The sequence below is a fragment of the Phaeodactylibacter xiamenensis genome, assembly GCF_000759025.1.
Classification (GTDB): Bacteria; Bacteroidota; Bacteroidia; order Chitinophagales; family Saprospiraceae; genus Phaeodactylibacter; species Phaeodactylibacter xiamenensis.
In genome coordinates this window covers 1-849 of sequence record NZ_JPOS01000142.1, presented here as the reverse complement: position 1 = coordinate 849, position 849 = coordinate 1, and the positions used below count along the sequence as shown (strand labels likewise).

The 849-nt window shown below is 34.3% G+C and carries 1 protein-coding gene; it reads right to left on the bottom strand.

All coding sequences use genetic code 11. The features are described 5' to 3' along the window. Positions 1-771: hypothetical protein (locus IX84_RS30385; protein WP_044230397.1), on the bottom strand; the 771-nt coding region annotated here is incomplete at its 3' end. Between the last annotated feature and the right edge of the window lie 78 nt (positions 772-849).

Sequence of the window (849 nt, the reverse complement as noted above, 5' to 3'; positions counted from 1 at the left end):
TTCAGATAAAATCATCCTTCCTGATAGATCTGATACAACTATTTTTTCAATACCTCTTTCTGATCTGATTCTTACTTTGTCTGAGAATGGGTTAGGAAAAACCTCAATTCTATTTAAAATTAGTTCCTCAGTATTTACAGCATACTCTAATGAAAAGTCATCAATTGTTAAATAATTACACTCAACGCTTTGACAAAAGTTCACATTGGTGGATGTTTCAATCTGAATAATTATACTATCAGGAGTCCCCTCTGAGTGCTCAACAATCGGCACTGTAAATTCTTCATATAATTCAGTTTCTGGAAATTTTCCCCGACCATATCCTACTATATGGATACTATCATATTCTTCAATATATCTTTTTACATACACTGTGACTATCATTGAATCATTGGGTTTGACATTTTGAAACTTATAATAACCCTTTAATTCTGACGGAAGCTCATCTATTGGAGTACCTGCACCTTCTAGATGTTTGTTCTTTTCTGTGGATCCAAAACGTCTAACTGGTGAATCACCATTATAAAAATACACTGTATTGTTTCCTTGATACCAAGATTTTAGATGCATAGCATATTCCCCACTATAAGAGTCTGTTGTAATGTACCCATCAAATTCGGGGCTTCCAGACCACCAATTCCTGGGATATAATACAGAGTCTCCTGATAAATCAATATACTCTACTTCTTCAAAGCTCTCATTGAGTATTTGACTTTTTGCTCCAACATAGACAAAACAGATTATTCCAAGAATTAACAGTAGATTTTTCATTTTGCTTTTTTTTAATTGATGAGAACGGCCCGGCTACGTGCTGTGCCGGACTCTAAATTTACCATTTTCGTTCCATTT